This window comes from Streptomyces sp. NPDC003016 (assembly GCF_053591455.1).
Genome location: NZ_JBSFTV010000072.1, coordinates 1 through 17466, shown reverse-complemented (window position 1 = coordinate 17466; position 17466 = coordinate 1). Strand labels below are relative to the sequence as shown.

At 72.7% G+C, this 17466-nt stretch carries 18 protein-coding genes; 13 read left to right on the top strand and 5 right to left on the bottom strand.

The window, feature by feature from the left end; translation table 11 throughout:
- Positions 1-296 precede the first annotated feature (296 nt).
- Positions 297-848: a TetR/AcrR family transcriptional regulator gene (locus ACWDZ4_RS34200; protein WP_451512286.1), complete on the top strand. Its 552-nt coding sequence runs from the start codon at positions 297-299 to the stop codon at positions 846-848.
- Positions 849-881: 33 nt separating this feature from the next.
- Here the strand turns inward: ACWDZ4_RS34200 and ACWDZ4_RS34195 are convergent, their stop codons facing one another.
- Complete coding sequence (locus tag ACWDZ4_RS34195) at positions 882-1853, bottom strand: DeoR/GlpR family DNA-binding transcription regulator (protein WP_451512285.1); 972 nt, start codon at positions 1851-1853, stop codon at positions 882-884.
- Positions 1854-1988: 135 nt separating this feature from the next.
- The gene (locus ACWDZ4_RS34190; RefSeq protein ID WP_451512284.1) at positions 1989-3428 is read right to left on the bottom strand and encodes an NAD(P)H-quinone dehydrogenase; all 1440 of its coding nucleotides are present in this window, start codon (positions 3426-3428) and stop codon (positions 1989-1991) included.
- 193 nt (positions 3429-3621) lie between these two features.
- Here ACWDZ4_RS34190 and ACWDZ4_RS34185 point away from each other — a divergent pair, with 193 nt between their 5' ends.
- The 3 genes from ACWDZ4_RS34185 to ACWDZ4_RS34175 all read left to right on the top strand — a co-directional run bounded on the left by ACWDZ4_RS34185 (position 3622) and on the right by ACWDZ4_RS34175 (position 6743).
- Positions 3622-4059 carry a gamma-glutamylcyclotransferase gene (locus ACWDZ4_RS34185; protein WP_451512283.1) on the top strand — a complete coding sequence of 146 codons (438 nt, stop codon included), beginning with the start codon at positions 3622-3624 and terminating at the stop codon, positions 4057-4059.
- A gap of 103 nt (positions 4060-4162) precedes the next feature.
- Complete coding sequence (locus tag ACWDZ4_RS34180; RefSeq protein ID WP_451512282.1) at positions 4163-4993, top strand: purine-nucleoside phosphorylase; 831 nt, start codon at positions 4163-4165, stop codon at positions 4991-4993.
- A gap of 97 nt (positions 4994-5090) precedes the next feature.
- A complete protein-coding gene (locus ACWDZ4_RS34175) occupies positions 5091-6743 on the top strand; it encodes a phospho-sugar mutase (RefSeq protein ID WP_451512288.1) in 1653 nt (550 codons plus the stop codon).
- Between the two features lie 353 nt (positions 6744-7096).
- Here the strand turns inward: ACWDZ4_RS34175 and ACWDZ4_RS34170 are convergent, their stop codons facing one another.
- On the bottom strand, positions 7097-7759 hold the full coding sequence (locus tag ACWDZ4_RS34170; RefSeq protein WP_451512281.1) for a PH domain-containing protein: 663 nt from the start codon (positions 7757-7759) through the stop codon (positions 7097-7099).
- Between the two features lie 89 nt (positions 7760-7848).
- Between ACWDZ4_RS34170 and deoC the strand changes: the two genes are divergently transcribed.
- From deoC to ACWDZ4_RS34155, 3 genes are read left to right on the top strand one after another with little or no spacing between them, the layout of a single operon-like run.
- Positions 7849-8805, top strand: a complete 957-nt coding sequence (gene deoC, locus ACWDZ4_RS34165; RefSeq protein ID WP_451512280.1) for a deoxyribose-phosphate aldolase — start codon at positions 7849-7851, stop codon at positions 8803-8805.
- Positions 8806-8810: 5 nt separating this feature from the next.
- A complete protein-coding gene (locus tag ACWDZ4_RS34160) occupies positions 8811-10247 on the top strand; it encodes an aldehyde dehydrogenase family protein (RefSeq protein ID WP_451512279.1) in 1437 nt (478 codons plus the stop codon).
- The gene (locus tag ACWDZ4_RS34155; RefSeq protein WP_451512278.1) at positions 10240-11148 is read left to right on the top strand and encodes an aldehyde dehydrogenase family protein; all 909 of its coding nucleotides are present in this window, start codon (positions 10240-10242) and stop codon (positions 11146-11148) included. Before ACWDZ4_RS34160 ends, ACWDZ4_RS34155 begins: the two co-directional genes overlap by 8 nt.
- A 127-nt stretch (positions 11149-11275) precedes the next feature.
- On the opposite strand, the gene ACWDZ4_RS34150 is transcribed toward ACWDZ4_RS34155, so the two are convergent.
- Entirely contained in the window at positions 11276-11653 is a 378-nt protein-coding gene (locus tag ACWDZ4_RS34150; RefSeq protein WP_451512277.1) for a hypothetical protein, read from the bottom strand.
- Between the two features lie 119 nt (positions 11654-11772).
- Between ACWDZ4_RS34150 and ACWDZ4_RS34145 the strand changes: the two genes are divergently transcribed.
- Complete coding sequence (locus ACWDZ4_RS34145) at positions 11773-12405, top strand: ATP-binding protein (RefSeq protein ID WP_451512276.1); 633 nt, start codon at positions 11773-11775, stop codon at positions 12403-12405.
- Positions 12406-12599: 194 nt separating this feature from the next.
- On the opposite strand, the gene ACWDZ4_RS34140 is transcribed toward ACWDZ4_RS34145, so the two are convergent.
- On the bottom strand, positions 12600-13361 hold the full coding sequence (locus tag ACWDZ4_RS34140) for a SigE family RNA polymerase sigma factor (protein WP_451512275.1): 762 nt from the start codon (positions 13359-13361) through the stop codon (positions 12600-12602).
- Between the two features lie 160 nt (positions 13362-13521).
- Here ACWDZ4_RS34140 and afsQ1 point away from each other — a divergent pair, with 160 nt between their 5' ends.
- The 5 genes from afsQ1 to ACWDZ4_RS34115 all read left to right on the top strand — a co-directional run bounded on the left by afsQ1 (position 13522) and on the right by ACWDZ4_RS34115 (position 17353).
- Positions 13522-14199 (top strand): two-component system response regulator AfsQ1, encoded by a 678-nt coding sequence (gene afsQ1, locus ACWDZ4_RS34135; RefSeq protein WP_451512287.1) that lies wholly within the window; start codon positions 13522-13524, stop codon positions 14197-14199.
- Complete coding sequence (locus tag ACWDZ4_RS34130) at positions 14196-15731, top strand: sensor histidine kinase (protein ID WP_451512274.1); 1536 nt, start codon at positions 14196-14198, stop codon at positions 15729-15731. Before afsQ1 ends, ACWDZ4_RS34130 begins: the two co-directional genes overlap by 4 nt.
- Complete coding sequence (locus ACWDZ4_RS34125; RefSeq protein WP_451512273.1) at positions 15716-16333, top strand: hypothetical protein; 618 nt, start codon at positions 15716-15718, stop codon at positions 16331-16333. The genes ACWDZ4_RS34130 and ACWDZ4_RS34125 overlap by 16 nt, the downstream gene beginning before the upstream one ends.
- 178 nt (positions 16334-16511) lie before the next feature.
- Entirely contained in the window at positions 16512-17060 is a 549-nt protein-coding gene (locus tag ACWDZ4_RS34120) for a VanZ family protein (RefSeq protein WP_451512272.1), read from the top strand.
- Between the two features lie 92 nt (positions 17061-17152).
- The gene (locus ACWDZ4_RS34115; protein WP_451512271.1) at positions 17153-17353 is read left to right on the top strand and encodes a PspC domain-containing protein; all 201 of its coding nucleotides are present in this window, start codon (positions 17153-17155) and stop codon (positions 17351-17353) included.
- Positions 17354-17466 lie beyond the last annotated feature (113 nt).

The window sequence follows — 17466 nt, the reverse complement described above, 5'->3', positions numbered from 1 at the left end:
ACCGCTCGGGCACCATCAAGGGCCTGGCCGCCGAGGTCGGCGCCTCCCTCACCTCCGGCGCCCCCATCTGCGAGATCAAGGACTGACGTCCGGCCGCAGAGGAAGCCGAGAAAGCCGCAGAGCGGCCGTACCAGAGCTGAGGGCCCCGCCGAGACCGGCGGGGCCCTCAGCTCACTCGGTCCCTGCGGCGCGCAATGGCATTCTGGAGACCTGAGCAGGAGAAGGGCGACGCGATGGCGACGAGCAGTCCACACAGGCCCGGGACGCCGACGTCCTCGTCGGCGGCCGTACGGCCCATGCGTGCCGATGCCCGCCGCAACTACGAGCGCGTGCTGGCCGAGGCCCGTACCGCCTTCGCCGAGCACGGCACCGACGCCTCGCTGGAGGACGTCGCGCGCCGCGCCGGTGTGGGCATCGGAACGCTCTACCGGCACTTCCCCACCCGGCACGCGCTGATGAGCGCGGTCTTCCAGGGCGCCGTGGACGAACTCCTCACACGCGCGCGGGGACTCGCCGACAGCGAGACGCCCTGCTCGGCGCTCGTCACGTGGCTGCGCGAGATCATCACTCATGCGGGTGAGTACCGGGGACTCGCCCGCGCGCTCATGTCGGCCTCGCGCGACGAGAGTTCGGCCCTGGCGCGGTGCAGTACGCCGATGAACGCGGCCGGCGAGCGGTTGCTCGTACGGGCTCAGGAGAGCGGCTCCGTCAGGCCCGACGTGTCGATCGGGGACCTGATGCAGCTGACCAACGCCATCGCGCTGGCAGCCGAGCAGGCCCCGGACGATCCGGAGCTGGCCGACCGGCTGCTGACACTGACGCTGAAGGGTCTGCGGGCGGAGAAGTAGCGGGGCGGCGAGCGCCGGTACGACGCGCCCGGCTCAGCGGCGGCGCAGATCGGCGACGCGCGCCCGCTCCGCCGGCCCCGCCTGCTCCGCCAGGGATCCGGCGGAGCGCAGTTGCGCCCCGGCGCCGGGGCCGCCCGGGTGCGTACGCCGCTGACCGGGCAGGGGCATGTCCCGGCGGGGCTGGCGTCCCGGCGGGACGCCTTCTCCCCCGGTCCCCGCCGCTCCCGTCCCCGCCACGGCGATCTGCACTCCCTGATCGGCCAGGGCCTGCAGTTCGGTGGCCGCGCGGTCGTCGTGGGACGGCGGCTCGTCGGTGACCAGACGGGTGATCACGTCGGTCGGCACCGTCTGGAACATGGTGTCGGTCCCGAGCTTGGTGTGGTCCGCGAGGACCACCACCTCGGCGGCGGCCTGCACCAGCGCCCGGTCGACGCTCGCGGAGAGCATGTTGGAGGTGGACAGGCCGCGCTCGGCGGTCAGCCCGCTGCCGGAGAGGAAGGCGCGGGAGACCCGCAGTCCCTGGAGGGACTGCTCGGCCCCGCTGCCGACCAGGGCGTAGTTCGAGCCGCGCAGCGTGCCGCCGGTCATGACGACTTCGACCCGGTTGGCGTGCGCCAGCGCCTGGGCCACCAGCAGGGAGTTGGTGACGACGGTCAGCCCGGGAACCCGGGCGAGCCGTCTGGCCAGCTCCTGCGTGGTCGTCCCGGCGCCGACGACGACGGCTTCGCCCTCTTCGACGAGTCCCGCGGCGAGGTCGGCGATGGCCGTCTTCTCCGCGGTCGCGAGATGGGATTTCTGCGGAAAGCCGGACTCCCGCGTGAAACCGCCCGGCAGTACCGCACCGCCGTGCCGGCGGTCGAGGAGTCCTTCTGCCTCCAGTGCCCGCACGTCCCGTCGTACGGTCACTTCAGAGGTCTGGACGACACGGGCGAGCTCACGGAGCGATACAGCCCCGTTGGCTCGCACCATTTCGAGGATCAATTGGCGACGTTCTGCAGCGAACACGAAACTGACAGTAACCTGACCGACCTATAGTTCTCAGCAGTTTGCGCCGAATAGCAGAAGTTGCACGCAAACTGAGGGTCCGAGTGATATAAGCGGCGCACGCTGGTTGCGCGCGCCGCGCGTCGGGGGTGTCGGCTACGCCTCGGCGGACGTCTTGCGGGTGTGCAGCTGGCGCGCCACCTCGGCGATGGAGCCCGACAGGGACGGGTAGACCGTGAAGGCCTTCGCGACCTGTTCCACGGTCAGGTTGTTGTCGACGGCGAGCGAGATCGGGTGGATCAGCTCGCTGGCGCGCGGGGCGACGACGCAGCCGCCGACCACGATGCCCGTACCGGGACGGCAGAAGATCTTGACGAAGCCGTCGCGGATGCCCTGCATCTTGGCGCGCGGGTTGCGCAGCAGCGGCAGCTTCACGGAGCGCGCGTCGATCCTGCCCGCGTCCACGTCCGCCTGCGTGTAGCCGACCGTCGCGATCTCGGGGTCGGTGAAGACGTTCGACGAGACGGTCTTGAGGTTCAGCGGGGTGACCGCGTCACCGAGGAAGTGGTACATCGCGATCCGGCCCTGCATGGCCGCGACCGACGCCAGCGCGAACACCCCGGTGACGTCGCCCGCCGCGTACACGCCGGGCGCGGTGGTGCGCGAGACCTTGTCGGTCCAGATGTGGCCCGAGTCCTTCAGCCGGACCCCGGCCTCCTCCAGGCCCATGTCCGCGGAGTTCGGGATGGCGCCGACGGCCATCAGGCAGTGGGTGCCGGTGATGACGCGCCCGTCGGAGAGGGTCACCTCCACCCGGTCGCCGACCCGCTTGGCCGACTCGGCCCGCGAGCGCGCCATGACGTTCATGCCGCGGCGCCGGAAGACGTCCTCCAGGACGGCGGCGGCGTCCGGGTCCTCGCCGGGCAGCACGCGGTCGCGGGAGGAGACGAGGGTGACGCGCGAGCCGAGTGCCTGGTACGCGCCGGCGAACTCGGCGCCGGTGACGCCGGAGCCGACCACGATGAGCTCCTCGGGGAGCTCGTCCAGGTCGTACACCTGCGTCCAGTTCAGGATCCGCTCGCCGTCCGGGAGCGCGTCGGGGATCTCGCGCGGGTGCCCGCCGGTCGCGATCAGCACGGCGTCGGCGGTGATGCGCTCCACCTCGCCGTCCGCGTCGGTGACGACGACGGTGCGCGAGCCGTCGGCGCCCTGCTGGCCCTCCAGGCGGCCGCGGCCGCGCAGCACGCGCGCGCCCGCACGGGTGACGGACGCGGTGATGTCGTGGGACTGCGCGAGCGCGAGGCGCTTCACGCGGCGGTTGACCTTGCCCAGGTCCACGCCGACCACGCGGGCCGCCTGCTCGACGTGCGGCGTGTCGTCGGCGACGATGATGCCCAACTCCTCGTACGAAGAGTCGAAGGTCGTCATCACCTCGGCCGTGGCGATCAGGGTCTTGGACGGTACGCAGTCGGTGAGCACCGACGCCCCGCCCAGGCCGTCACGGTCGACGACGGTCACCTCCGCGCCGAGCTGGGCGCCCACCAGGGCCGCCTCGTATCCGCCGGGTCCGCCACCGATGATCACGATCCGGGTCACGAAAAAGTCCGCCTCGCATGGTCAATCCCGGCCCGCCTGCCTGCTCGGCCGGGGATCCGGGGATCGCCCGGGGGGAATGCAGTACGTACTCCATTCTCCCGCACGCTTCAAAGTGCTTCGCCCCGGGGCCCTCCATCCGGGCGCGGCGCTCTGCGGGCCCCGCCGCCCCACCCCCTCCCGTACCCTCGACCACATGTCGCTCTACGCCGCGTACGCCGGCAACCTCGACGCGCGGCTGATGACGCGCCGCGCACCGCACTCACCGCTGCGCGGGACCGGCTGGCTCAACGGCTGGCGGCTGACCTTCGGCGGGGAGGCGATGGGCTGGGAGGGCGCGCTCGCCACCATCGTGGAGGCCCCGCGTTCCCAGGTCTTCGTCGCGCTGTACGACATCGCCCCCATGGACGAGGACTCCATGGACCGCTGGGAGGGTGTCGGACTCGACATCTACCGCCGGATGCGGGTGCGGGTGCACACCCTGGACGGCGAGGAGCCGACCTGGCTGTACGTCCTGAACGGGTACGAGGGCGGGCTGCCCTCGGCGCGCTACCTGGGCGAGATCGCCGATGCGGCGGAGTCGGCGGGCGCACCGCACGACTACATCATGGAGCTGCGCAAACGCCCCTGCTGACGCGGGGCGCCGGGGCGTTTGTCCGATCCGCCAAGGCAACGATCGAAACACCGTCCACAGCGACATCTACGCGCGTAGGGATTCACCGGTTACCCTCGTCGGCGTGAACGCATCTGTTACCCCCGCCCCGACCGACGGCTTCGCCGACCCCCATGCGGCAGCCGACGACGCCGCCGCCCGCCTGCGCGAGCTGACCGGCGCCGAGACCCACGACGTCGCCCTCGTGATGGGGTCGGGCTGGGTGCCCGCCGCCGAGGCGCTGGGCGCGCCCGAGCACGAGTTCCCGGTCACCGAGCTGCCCGGCTTCCCGCCGCCGGCCGTCGCCGGACACGCGGGCACGGTCCGCTCGTACAAGATCGGCGACAAGCGCGCCCTGGTCTTCCTCGGCCGTACGCACTACTACGAGGGCCGCGGTGTCGCCGCCGTCTCGCACGGCGTCCGTACCGCCGTCGCCGCCGGCTGCAAGACCATCGTCCTCACCAACGGCTGCGGCGGCCTGCGTCCGGGCATGCGCCCCGGCCAGCCGGTCCTGATCAGCGACCACATCAACCTGACGGCCACCTCGCCGATCATCGGGGCGAACTTCGTGGACCTGACGGACCTGTACTCGCCGCGCCTGCGCACGCTGTGCAAGGAGGTGGACGCCACCCTGGAGGAGGGCGTGTACGTCCAGTTCCCCGGCCCGCACTACGAGACCCCCGCCGAGATCAACATGGTCCGCGTGATGGGCGGCGACCTGGTCGGCATGTCCACGGTCCTGGAGGCCATCGCCGCGCGCGAGGCGGGCGCGGAGGTGCTCGGCATCTCCCTGGTCACCAACCTGGCCGCGGGTCTGACGGGCGAGCCGCTCAACCACGAGGAAGTCCTCCAGGCCGGCCGCGACTCGGCCACCCGGATGGGCGCACTCCTGGCCCAGGTCCTCGAGCGGATCTGACCCGAACGCCCTCCGGCCCCAGTTCGGGGAGGGGCGGGGCGGGGAACAAGCACGCCGCAGGCGAATCGGAACGCACACTCGAGAGGTGGACCACATCGTGCAGCAGGAGCAGGAGCTGATCGCACGGGCGCAGGCCTGGCTGGCCGAGGACCCGGACAGCGAGACCCGCGAGGAGCTCGGCAAGCTCATCGACGCGGAGGACCTGGGCGAGCTCGCCGCCCGGTTCGCCGGCACGCTGCAGTTCGGCACGGCAGGACTGCGCGGAGAGCTCGGCGCGGGCCCCATGCGGATGAACCGCGCCGTCGTCATCAGGGCCGCCGCCGGCCTCGCCGCGTACCTGAAGGCGAAGGGGCAGACCGACGGCCTCGTCGTCATCGGCTACGACGCCCGGCACAAGAGCGCCGACTTCGCCCGCGACACCGCCGCCGTGATGACCGGCGCCGGGCTGCGCGCCGCCCTGCTGCCCCGCCCGCTGCCCACCCCCGTCCTGGCCTTCGCCATAAGGCACCTGGGCGCCGTCGCCGGCGTCGAGGTCACCGCGAGCCACAACCCGCCCCGCGACAACGGCTACAAGGTCTACCTCGGCGACGGCTCGCAGATCGTGCCGCCCGCCGACGCCGAGATCGCGGCCGAGATCGCGGCCGTGCGCTCCCTCGCGGACGTACCGCGCCCCGAGGACGGCTGGTTCACGCTCGACGAGGAGGTCCTGGAGGCCTATCTCGCCCGTACGGACGAGGTCCTGACCGCCGGGTCCCCGCGCACCGCCCGCACCGTCTACACGGCCATGCACGGCGTCGGCAAGGACGTCCTCCTGGCCGCCTTCGCCCGCGCCGGCTTCCCCGAGCCCGTGCTCGTGGCCGAGCAGGCCGAGCCGGACCCGGACTTCCCGACGGTCGCCTTCCCCAACCCGGAGGAGCCGGGGGCGATGGACCTGGCCTTCGCCACCGCCCGCCGCGCGGAGCCCGACCTGATCATCGCGAACGACCCGGACGCGGACCGCTGCGCCGTCGCCGTGCCCGTGCCCGGCACCGAGGAGTGGCGGATGCTGCGCGGCGACGAGGTCGGCGCGCTGCTCGCCGCGCACCTCGTGCACAAGGGCGCGCGCGGCACGTTCGCCGAGTCGATCGTCTCGTCGTCGCTGCTCGGCCGGATCGCCGCCGCCGCGGGCCTGGCGTACGAGGAGACCCTGACCGGCTTCAAGTGGATCGCCCGCGTCGAGGACCTGCGCTACGGCTACGAGGAGGCCCTCGGCTACTGCGTCGACCCCGAGGGCGTACGCGACAAGGACGGCATCACGGCGGCGCTCGCCGTCGCCGAGCTCGCCTCCGTGCTCAAGGAGCAGGACCGCACGCTCCTCGACCTGCTCGACGACCTCGCCGTCGAGCACGGCCTGCACGCCACCGACCAGCTGTCGGTCCGCGTCCAGGACCTCACCGTGATCGCCGACGCGATGGCCCGGCTGCGCGCCCAGCCGCCCACCGCGCTCGCCGGCCTGGCCGTCACCTCCGCCGAGGACCTCACGCGCGGCACCGACAAGCTGCCGCCGACCGACGGCCTCCGCTACTACCTGGACGGTGAGGTGAAGGCCCGCGTGATCGTCCGGCCGAGCGGCACCGAGCCGAAGCTCAAGTGCTACCTGGAGACCGTCGTCCCGGTAGCCGGCGCGAGCGAGCTGGCGACCGCCAAGGAGCGGGCCGGGTCCGTCCTCGCCGCCCTCAAGCGGGACCTGGCGGCCGCCGCCGGCATCTGAGCGCGACACACGCCACCCGGGCGGCCGGCCCCCTGCCCGGGACCGGCCGCCCGGGTGGTTTGCGTACCGGTGGCGCGAGTGCCGTGCGCGGGATGCGGAGCATTCTGCTCCAGCAGTCGAGGCCGCACCTGTTCCTGCTCTGCGCCGCCGAGCGCCTGCCGGGCCCGCCGCAGGTCAGCCGAGCACGCCACGGTGGCGGGAGGGGACGCGTCGGGGCGCTCCCCGCAGGGCGTCGAACGCAGCCACCCCGAAGCCCACGCCGTACCCGGACGTTCGGCGCCCGAGAGACGCCCCGGCGCGGCACCGGCCCCGAAGCCCCCGCGAAAGACGTCCACCGCACCCGCCCGCACGCCTCACCCCGTGGCGAGAAGCACCGCGAGCGCGACGGCGCCCACCGCGCACGGCACGATGATCCCGTAAGCCCAGCGGACGGTGGGCCCGCCCTGCGCGGTCGGCCGGGCGGCGCACCGCTCGGCCTGCTCGCGCAGGTCGTCGACGATCTGGTCGGCGGGCGCCCGGCGCGCCCGCGCGTCGGTGACGTCGGCGGTCGCGGACGTCCTGCCGTACGGATCGTCGGACGCCTGCCTGGCCTGCTGCCGGGCGACGCGCTTGCGCTGGCGCAGCGAGACGGGCACGGCCCACAGCTGGTACTTCCGGCCACCCGCGAAGACCTCGCTGGAGTAACCGGCCCGTACGCCCTCGACCGCCCCCCAGGGCAGCGTGATCGTACGGAAGGGATTGCGGATCCGGAGCCGGTCGTCGTTGGCGTACACGGCGGGCCGCAGCGTGAACGCCACCACCAGCGGCACGGCGAACAGCAGCCCCGCCACGGCGGCCCACGGCGTACGCCCCTCCCCGCGCACCAGCGCGTCGCCGCCGACCCAGGCGGCCAGCAGAAGGACCAGAACACCGCCGCCGAGGGCGGAGGACGACCGGAAGACGCGGTCGGCGTACGGCGGCTCGTCGGGCCGGCCGGGGTCGCCGGGGCCTGCGGGGCCGTTGGGGCTGCTTGTCATGCGGCCGATTCTGCCTCACGTCACACAGGCTCGGCCGGGGCCGGGGGTGTACAGGCCGCTACGCGCGTAGATATGCTGCAGTGGTGACCATGCCCACCACCGCACCCGCATCCGCGTTCGCCGACGTGACCACGTCCGACGCCGCGCTGCGCCGCTTCCTGCACGGGCTCCCCGGCGTGGACCCCGTCGGCCTGGAAGCGCGCGCCGCGTCCCTCGGCACCCGTTCGGTCAAGACCACGTCGAAGGCGTACGCCATCGACCTGGCCATCTCGATGATCGACCTCACCACGCTCGAAGGCGCGGACACCCCGGGCAAGGTCCGGGCGCTCTGCGCCAAGGGCGCCCACCCGGACCCGACCGACCGGACGACGCCGCGCGTAGCCGCGATCTGCGTCTACCCGGACATGGCGGCCACCGCCAAGGACGCCCTGGCCGGCACCGGCATCAAGGTCGCCTCCGTCGCCACCGCCTTCCCGGCGGGCCGTGCCGCGCTCCCCGTGAAGCTCGCGGACGTGCGCGACGCGGTCGCCGCCGGCGCCGACGAGATCGACATGGTGATCGACCGGGGAGCCTTCCTCTCCGGTCACTACCTGAAGGTCCACGAGGAGATCGTGGCCGTGAAGGCCGAGTGCGGCGACAAGGCCCGCCTGAAGGTCATCTTCGAGACCGGCGAGCTGTCGACGTACGACAACATCCGCCGCGCGTCCTGGCTCGGGATGCTGGCGGGCGCGGACTTCATCAAGACCTCCACCGGCAAGGTGGGCGTGAACGCCACCCCGCCCAACACCCTGCTGATGCTCGAGGCCGTACGCGACTTCAAGGCGCAGACCGGAATCCAGGTCGGCGTGAAGCCGGCCGGCGGCATCCGCTCCACCAAGGACGCGATCAAGTTCCTGGTGCTGGTCAACGAGACCGTCGGCGAGGACTGGCTCAGCAACGAATGGTTCCGCTTCGGCGCGTCCTCGCTGCTGAACGACCTGCTGATGCAGCGGCAGAAGCTGAGCACCGGCCGTTACTCCGGTCCCGACTACGTGACGGTGGACTGATCACCATGGCATCTGTATTCGAGTACGCACCCGCTCCCGAGTCGCGCTCGGTCGTCGACATCGCGCCGTCCTACGGCCTGTTCATCGACGGCGAGTTCACCGACGCGGCCGACGGCAAGGTCTTCAAGACCGTCTCGCCGTCCACCGAGGAGGTCCTCTCCGAGGTGGCACGCGCAGGCGCCGAGGACGTCGACCGCGCCGTGAAGGCGGCCCGCAGGGCCTTCGACACGTGGTCCGCGCTGCCCGGCTCCGAGCGCGCCAAGTACCTCTTCCGCATCGCGCGGATCATCCAGGAGCGCTCGCGCGAGCTGGCCGTCCTGGAGACCCTCGACAACGGCAAGCCGATCAAGGAGACCCGCGACGCGGACCTCCCCCTGGTCGCCGCGCACTTCTTCTACTACGCGGGCTGGGCCGACAAGCTCGACCACGCCGGGTACGGGCCGAACCCGCGTCCCCTGGGCGTCGCGGGCCAGGTCATCCCCTGGAACTTCCCCCTCCTCATGCTCGCGTGGAAGATCGCCCCGGCGCTCGCCACGGGCAACACGGTCGTCCTGAAGCCGGCCGAGACGACCCCGCTCTCCGCCCTCTTCTTCGCGGACATCTGCCGCCAGGCGGGCCTGCCCAAGGGCGTCGTCAACATCCTTCCCGGTTACGGGGATGCGGGCGCCGCGCTCGTCGGGCACCCGGACGTGAACAAGGTCGCCTTCACCGGCTCCACGGCCGTCGGCAAGGCGATCGCCCGCCAGGTGGCGGGCACGGACAAGAAGGTCACCCTGGAGCTCGGCGGCAAGGGCGCGAACATCGTCTTCGACGACGCCCCGATCGACCAGGCCGTCGAGGGCGTCGTCACCGGCATCTTCTTCAACCAGGGCCAGGTCTGCTGCGCCGGGTCCCGCCTCCTCGTGCAGGAGTCGATCCAGGACGAGCTGCTCGACTCCCTCAAGCGCAGGCTCTCCACCCTGCGCCTGGGCGACCCGCTGGACAAGAACACCGACATCGGCGCCATCAACTCCGCCGAGCAGCTGGCCCGTATCACCGCGCTCGCCGAGACCGGCGAGGCGGAGGGCGCCGAGCGCTGGTCGGCGCCGTGCGACCTCCCCTCCTCCGGCTACTGGTTCGCGCCGACGCTCTTCACGGGCGTCACGCAGGCGCACACCGTCGCGCGCGACGAGATCTTCGGCCCGGTGCTGTCGGTGCTGTCGTTCCGTACCCCCGACGAGGCCGTCGCCAAGGCCAACAACACCCAGTACGGCCTGTCGGCAGGCATCTGGACGGAGAAGGGTTCGCGGATCCTCGCGGTCGCCGGCAAGCTCCGCGCGGGCGTCGTCTGGGCCAACACGTTCAACAAGTTCGACCCGACCTCGCCCTTCGGCGGCTACAAGGAGTCGGGCTCCGGCCGCGAAGGCGGCCGCCACGGCCTGGAGGCGTACCTCGATGTCTGAGCGACTTTCTGTCTTCAAGACCTACAAGCTGTACGTCGGGGGCAAGTTCCCACGGAGCGAGAGCGGCCGGGTGTACGAGGTGACGACAGCAGCATCAGCCGCCGGCGCGGCGGGCAGGAACAAGTGGCTGGCGAACGCTCCCCTCGCCTCCCGCAAGGACGCGCGTGACGCGGTCGTCGCGGCGCGCAAGGCGTTCGGCGGCTGGTCGGGCGCGACGGCGTACAACCGGGGCCAGGTCCTCTACCGCATCGCCGAGATGCTGGAGGGCCGCAAGGACCAGTTCGTGCGCGAAGTCGCGGACGCCGAGGGCCTGTCGAGGGCGAAGGCCGCCGCCGCCGTCGACGCGGCGATCGACCGCTGGGTCTGGTACGCGGGCTGGACCGACAAGATCGCCCAGATCGTGGGCGGCGCGAACCCGGTCGCGGGCCCGTTCTTCAACCTCTCCACCCCCGAGCCCACGGGCGTCGTCAGCGTCGTCGCCCCCCAGGAGTCGTCCTTCCTGGGTCTCGTCTCGGTGATCGCCCCGGTGATCGCGACGGGCAACACGGCCGTCGTCGTCGCGTCGGAGAAGTCCCCGCTGCCCGCGCTCTCCCTCGGCGAGGTCCTGGCCACGTCCGACCTGCCGGGCGGTGTGGTCAACATCCTGACCGGGCGTACGCAGGAGATCGCGGCGCCGCTCGCCTCGCACCAGGACGTCAACGCGATCGACCTCACGGGCGCGGACGCGGACCTGGCGCGCGATCTGGAGATCGCCGCCGCGGACAACCTCAAGCGGGTTCTGCGTCCCCAGCCCGTGGACTGGTCGGCCGACCCCGGCACGCACCGCCTGACGGCCTTCCTCGAAACCAAGACGGTGTGGCACCCGACGGGCTCCCTGGGCGCGTCCGGCTCCGCCTACTGACCCCCGCCCCCCTGCGGATGGGCCCCGTACCGCTCGATCCGGTACGGGGCCCATCCGTGTGCCCGGGTGCCCGGGTGCCCGTGCGTCCGGGTGTCCGGGCGGGCCGTGCCCGTGCGGGCCGGGCGGGTCAGCCCGGGAGCAGACCCGCCGCCGGCAGGTCCTGGAGCGCGTCGCCCCGCGTGAGCGGGGCGGTGACCGCCGAGGTGCCGACCGGCTTGAAGTCGGCGACCTGGGTGCCCAGCGAGTTGTCCAGCGGGTCCACCCCCGTCCCGGCCATCGGGTTCAACGGGAGGGTCTTGACCGGGACGGCCCCGCCGGCGGCGGCATGCCCGAGTCCCTCGGTGAGGGCCCGGCCGGTGGCCGCCGCGCCGGCGCTCCCCGGCGGCGCCCCGGCCGCCTGCGCCGCGCCGCCGCCCGCCGCGAGGGCCGCGCCGGCGGCCGTGACGGCGAGGCCGACGCGCAGGAGCGCGTGCCGCGGGGAGCTGGAAGGGGTGTGACGTGCCATGGGACTCCCGTCCGAGTGAGTCATCACGAGAGCACGCACCGTAGTTGAGATGTGATGCTGATACCAAGAAGTACCCGGCGGAGTCCCCCGCCCGGGTCCATGCCGCACACTTGTCCCCTGTGAGCTCATCCCCCATCCCCCCGCGCGTCGTCCTGCTTTCGGGCCCCTCCGGTTCCGGAAAGTCGTCACTCGCCGCCCGTACGGGCCTGCCCGTGCTGCGCCTCGACGACTTCTACAAGGAGGGCGACGACCCCACGCTCCCGCAGGTCGTGGGGGGTACGGACATCGACTGGGACTCCCCGCTGTCCTGGGACGCGGACGCCGCCGTCGCGGCGATCGAGGAGCTGTGCCGTACGGGGCGTACGACCGTCCCCGTCTACGACATCGCCGCCAGCGCGCGGGTGGACAGGGAAGCGCTCGACATCGGGCGCACGCCCCTGTTCGTGGCCGAGGGGATCTTCGCCGCGGACATCGTGGCGCGCTGCCAGGAGCTGGACGTACTCGCGGACGCGCTCTGCCTGCGCGGGCGTCCCACGACGACCTTCAGGCGGCGGCTGCTCCGGGACCTGCGGGAGGGCCGCAAGTCGGTGCCGTTCCTGCTGCGCAGGGGCTGGCGGCTGATGCGGGCCGAGCGGGCGATCGTGGGGCGCCAGACGGCGCTCGGGGCGCACCCCTGCGGCAAGGAGGAGGCGCTGGGCCGGCTGGCCGCGGCGGCCGCGGGCCGCTGCCGCCGGACGCCCGCGGCGCGCTAGCGGTACCGCTCGTGCGAACGGCGCCGCTCCGGCGGCACCGCTCTTCGGGCGCCCCCTGCCCGCGACCGCCGAAATGACGTACAGCGGGGCCGGACAGGACCCCCCGGCCCGTCCGGCCCCGCTGCGTCTCCCCCCGTGGGCTTCCGCCGTTTCCCCCGAAACCGCGGCCCCCACCCCCGTCCCCCCGGGTGCCTTCAGGCCACCAGCTCGCCGAAGGACTCTTCCTCGTCACGGCCGAAGCTGAGGGCCTCGTCCTCGCGCAGCCGGCGCAGTGAACGCCAGATGCTGCTCTTGACCGTGCCGACACTGATGTCGAGGATGTCCGCGATCTCCGGGTCGGTGCGGCCCTCGTAGTACCGCAGGACCAGCATCGTGCGCTGGAGTTCGGGCAGCCGGGCGAGCGCCTGCCAGAGCACGGCGCGCAGCTCGGTGCCGCGCATCGCGTCCGTGTCGTTCGCCGTCTCCGGCAGTTCCTCGGTCGGGTATTCGTTGAGCTTGCGCCTGCGCCAGGCGCTGATGTGCAGGTTCGTCATCGTGCGGCGCAGGTAGCCGCCGACCGCCGCCTTGTCGCTGATCCTGTCCCAGGCGCGGTACGTCGAGAAGAGGGCGCTCTGCAGCAGGTCCTCGGCCTCGAACCGGTCGCCGGTCAGGTGGTAGGCGGTGGCGTACAGGGAGGCACGGCGCTCCCGGACGTAGGCGGTGAATTCCGCCTCCGGCCCCGAAGCCCCTTCCCCCGCGGCCTCCCGGTACGCCGCTCCCCCGTGCCCCCCGTCGCCCCCCGCGAACACGTCGGGCACCGCAGCCACATGCACGGCCTGCACGGCCTGCGTGCGCTGGCGCCCGGTGCCACGAGCACACCCCCGCAGGCTCACGGCACCGGACTTCTCGGTGTTCCTCGTGAGGTCGTGGAGACGCGTGACAACTGCGCTGGAGTTGGTGCTGTGCAGTGCGTTCATCTCGCGCCCCCCGTCGGTGGAGTCCGTCGCTGTCCGTGTGCCAATGAGCTTGCCCGGGCAGTTTCATCGCGGTGTCCGCCGACTGTCACAGCCCTGTCACAGGGGCGGGGGCGCACCCGACGGTCGAACTGCCCCTCCCCCATGGGCCAGAATGGCCTCTGTGCCTTTCCTGTTGCTGATCGAGGACGACGACGCCATCCGCACGGCCCTCGAACTCTCCCTGTCACGCCAGGGCCACCGAGTGGCCACCGCGGCGACGGGAGAAGACGGCCTGAGGCTGCTGCGCGAGCAGCGGCCGGATCTGATCGTGCTGGACGTGATGCTGCCCGGCATCGACGGATTCGAGGTGTGCCGGCGCATCAGGCGCACGGACCAGCTGCCCATCATCCTGCTGACCGCGCGCAGCGACGACATCGACGTGGTGGTCGGCCTGGAGTCGGGCGCCGACGACTACGTCGTCAAGCCGGTGCAGGGGCGGGTCCTCGACGCCCGTATCCGCGCGGTGCTGCGGCGGGGCGAGCGGGAGGCCAACGACGCCGCCGTCTTCGGCGGCGTCGTCATCGACCGGTCCGCCATGACGGTCACCAAGAACGGCGAGGACCTTCAGCTCACCCCGACCGAGCTGCGGCTGCTGCTGGAGCTGAGCCGCCGCCCCGGGCAGGCCCTTTCGCGCCAGCAGTTGCTGCGGCTGGTGTGGGAGCACGACTACCTCGGCGACTCACGGCTGGTCGACGCGTGCGTGCAGCGGCTGCGGGCCAAGGTCGAGGACGTACCGTCGTCGCCGACCCTCATCCGTACGGTCCGGGGCGTCGGTTACCGGCTGGACTCGCCTTCGTGAGCGCTGCTTCCCGCAGGACGCTGCTGGCGGGGCTGCGCCTGACCAGTCTGCGGCTGCGGCTCGTCGTCGTCTTCGCCCTGGTGGCGCTGACGGCCGCCGTCTCCGCGTCGGGCATCGCGTACTGGCTCAACCGCGAGGCGGTGCTGACCCGCACCCAGGACGCGGCGCTCAAGGACTTCCGGCAGGAGATGCAGAGCCGCGCGGCCACGCTGCCGCTGCATCCGACGCAGGCCGAACTCCAGTCCGCCGCGGCGCAGATGGCGGCCGGCGGCAGCACCGGCTACAGCGTGCTCCTGGTGGACGAGCGGGCGGCGGGCAAGCCGATCGCCGGGACCTCCGACATCGACACCCTGACGCTCGACGACGTACCGCAGCAGCTCCAGGACGCGGTGGACCGGCGGCAGAAGGTCACGGACGCCAACGAGTTCCCGCACCACCTCTACTGGGTGCGCGTCAGCCCGAGGGGGAAGCCGCTCCTGGTGGCGGGCACGAAGGTGATCGGCGGCGGGCCCACCGGTTACATGGTCACCTCCCTGGAGCAGGAGCGCGACGACCTCAACTCGCTGGCCTGGTCCCTCGCGATCGCCACCGCGCTCGCGCTGCTGGGCTCCGCGCTGCTCGCCCAGGCGGCCGCGACGACCGTGCTCAAGCCCGTGCAGCGGCTCGGGGACGCGGCGCGGCGGCTCGGTGAGGGGAAGCTCGACACCCGGCTGAGGGTGTCGGGCACGGACGAACTGGCCGACCTGTCGCGGACGTTCAACAAGACAGCGGAGTCGCTGGAGAAGAAGGTCGCGGACATGAGCGCGCGGGAGGAGTCGAGCCGGCGGTTCGTCGCCGACATGTCGCACGAGCTGCGCACCCCGCTGACCGCGATCACCGCGGTGGCCGAGGTCCTGGAGGACGAGGCGGACAACCTCGACCCGATGATCGCGCCCGCCGTGCACCTGGTGGTGAGCGAGACGCGGCGCCTGAACGACCTCGTCGAGAACCTGATGGAGGTGACCCGCTTCGACGCGGGTACGGCCCGTCTCGTCCTCGACGACGTCGACGTCGCGGACCAGGTGACCGCCTGCATCGACGCCCGCGCGTGGCTGGACGCGGTGGACCTCGACGCCGAGCGCGGCATCATGGCGCGCCTCGACCCGCGCCGCCTGGACGTCATCCTGGCGAACCTGATCGGCAACGCGCTCAAGCACGGCGGCTCCCCGGTGCGGGTGTCGGTGCGGACCGCCGGCCACGAGCTGTTCATCGAGGTACGGGACCACGGCCCCGGCATCCCCGAGGACGTACTGCCGCACGTCTTCGACCGCTTCTACAAGGCGAGCGCGTCACGGCCGCGCTCCGAGGGCAGCGGGCTCGGCCTGTCCATCGCCATGGAGAACGCGCACATCCACGGCGGGGACATCACCGCGGCGAATTCGGCCGACGGCGGCGCGGTCTTCGTACTGCGGCTGCCGCTCGACGTGTCGCGGTCCGCGGACGGCGAGGAGAACGACGGTGTGAGGGAGGGGGAGGAGTGCGAAGAACAGTGAAGCGCGGGCCGGCCCGTCTCGTGGGCCTCGCCGCGCTGTGCGCCGTGCTCGCCGGGTGCGGGATCAGGACCACTTCGGTGCCGGTCGAGGCGGGCGCCGCACCGTCCCGGGTGCCGTGCGAGCTGTCGGCGGAGGACGCCTCCTCCCCGGCGGCCCCCGGCATCGCGCTCCAGGTGTACCTGGTCTGCGGCGCGCAGCTGGTCCCGGTGGACCGGGCTGTGCGGGCCCCCGGGGAGAAGCCGGTGTCCGGCCGGGTGCGGGTCGCGCAGACGCTTCTCGACGAGCTCCGGAAGGAGCCTTCGGACGAGGAGAAGCAGGCGGGGTTCACCACGGACGTACGGGAGCCACTGGCCGTTTCCGGGGCGCGCGAGGGCGACCCCCGGGGGGCGCTGCGGCTCAGCAGCCGGCCCGAGGACCTGCCCGCGCACGCACTGGCTCAGATCGTCTGTACGTACGCGGACAGCGCGGCGTCCGGATCCGACCGGTCCGTGGTGCTCGGCGGCCCTTCCGACGACCCGGTGCGCGCCTACCGGTGCACGGCGGCGCTGAAGTCCCGTCCCGAGTCGGTGCCCGCCCTCGGCGAGATCCTGCCTTCGCGCTGACCCTGCCTCGGCGCTGGTCCCGCCTTCGCGCTGATCCCGCCTTCGCACTGATCCGTCCCGGCTTCCGGGCGTACCGGTCGCGGCCCGCACGGGCCCGTCCGGGTGAGGTGCGGGCCCGGTTCGTCACACCGCCGCCCGGAGCGGAACCGATCGTCCCGGTGACCGCGTCCTGGAGTGCGTGCGTCATGGCTCGGACGGCAGCGCCGTCATCATCCGCTTCCGCGCGGCGGGAGGACTCCTCCTCCTCGCGCACCTGCTGCTCGTCGGGTGGCTGACCCTGCGTCCCCTGGACGTCCCGTGGGTGACCTCACCGAACTTCCATCCGCTGGCCGGCATCGAGGCGGATCTGGCGCTCGGCCCCGCCCCGGCCGCCCGGCGGATCTGCGAGGGGCTCCTGCTGCTGGCGCCGCTGGGCATACTGCTGCCGATGGCGGGCGGCCGGCTCTCCGTCTCGCCGGTGGCCTCGCTGGCCCGTACGGCCCTGGCGGGGGCGCTGTTCTCGCTGGCGATCGAACTGCTCCAGACCGGGGTGCCGGGCCAGGTCGTCGATGTGGACTCGGTCCTGCTGAACACGGCCGGGGTCGCGCTGGCGCACCTGGCGGTCGTACCGGTGGGGCGGGCCCGGCTGCGCCGCAGGCAGGAGCGGGTGCCGGACGGGCCCGTACTGCGGGAGGAGGTCTCTCAGGGGCCCACCCCGACGATTCCCAGGGTCGGGATCGCCCCGTAGGGCGACGCTTCGGACCGGTCCGGGCGAGCAGGATGGAGGTACCGGGAGGCACACCGGAAGTGACCCCCGGACCAGTTCGCGAGGAGCCCGCCATGACAGCCCTTGTCCGCCCCCGTAACGGCCGAGTGATCGGTGGAGTGTGCGCTGCGCTGGCACGGCGCTTCGGCACTTCCGCGAACACGGTGCGAGCGGTCTTCGTGCTCTCGTGCCTGCTGCCCGGACCGCAGTTCCTGCTGTACCTGGCGCTGTGGGTGTTCCTGCCCACCGAGAAGACCGCGAAGACCGCCTGGTAGTCCCGCCGTACCCCTGCGCGCACGGAAGGGGCGCGCACCGGATTCGGATCCGGTGCCCAGCCCTCTGACCCAGCCCTGCGACCCGGCCCCGCGACCCGGCTCCGGAAGCCGAG

Excerpts from the sequence above, each read along its gene's own strand:
- ACWDZ4_RS34185 (WP_451512283.1), top strand. The coding sequence starts at position 3,622 with ATGTCGCTCTACGCCGCGTACGCCGGCAACCTCGACGCGCGGCTGATG.
- ACWDZ4_RS34155 (WP_451512278.1), top strand. The coding sequence starts at position 10,240 with ATGTCTGAGCGACTTTCTGTCTTCAAGACCTACAAGCTGTACGTCGGG.
- ACWDZ4_RS34150 (WP_451512277.1), bottom strand. The coding sequence starts at position 11,653 with ATGGCACGTCACACCCCTTCCAGCTCCCCGCGGCACGCGCTCCTGCGC.
- ACWDZ4_RS34115 (WP_451512271.1), top strand. The coding sequence starts at position 17,153 with ATGACAGCCCTTGTCCGCCCCCGTAACGGCCGAGTGATCGGTGGAGTG.
- ACWDZ4_RS34140 (WP_451512275.1), bottom strand. The coding sequence starts at position 13,361 with ATGAACGCACTGCACAGCACCAACTCCAGCGCAGTTGTCACGCGTCTC.
- deoC (WP_451512280.1), top strand. The coding sequence starts at position 7,849 with ATGCCCACCACCGCACCCGCATCCGCGTTCGCCGACGTGACCACGTCC.
- ACWDZ4_RS34170 (WP_451512281.1), bottom strand. The coding sequence starts at position 7,759 with ATGACAAGCAGCCCCAACGGCCCCGCAGGCCCCGGCGACCCCGGCCGG.
- ACWDZ4_RS34160 (WP_451512279.1), top strand. The coding sequence starts at position 8,811 with ATGGCATCTGTATTCGAGTACGCACCCGCTCCCGAGTCGCGCTCGGTC.
- ACWDZ4_RS34200 (WP_451512286.1), top strand. The coding sequence starts at position 297 with ATGCGTGCCGATGCCCGCCGCAACTACGAGCGCGTGCTGGCCGAGGCC.